Here is a 204-nt window from a genome sequence, read left to right as displayed (position 1 = left end):
GCCGATGTACCGCTGACTTACTCCCTGTCGAGCGACACCAGCGGCTTGCCAGCGCTGAGCTCGGGCGGCGTGGCGCTGGTGTATAGCGTTGCCGGCGACACCCTGACCGCCAAGGCCGGCGCGGTCGATGTGTTTACCTTCAGCCTCAGCGCCGCGGGCGCCTATAGCTTTACCCTGCTGCAACCGCTGGACCATCCAGCGGGC

At 67.2% G+C, this 204-nt stretch carries 1 protein-coding gene; it reads left to right on the top strand.

Annotated elements, in window-relative coordinates; genetic code table 11:
* Positions 1–204 (top strand): hypothetical protein (locus PVZ78_RS01400; RefSeq protein ID WP_273828136.1); only part of this gene is annotated, 204 nt, incomplete at both ends.

The organism is Pseudomonas sp. SBT1-2, assembly GCF_028640875.1.
GTDB classification, from domain to species: domain Bacteria; phylum Pseudomonadota; class Gammaproteobacteria; order Pseudomonadales; family Pseudomonadaceae; genus Aquipseudomonas; species Aquipseudomonas chlororaphis_I.
The sequence above is the reverse complement of the archived record's forward strand: the minus strand, read 5'-3'. Positions and strand labels throughout refer to the sequence as shown.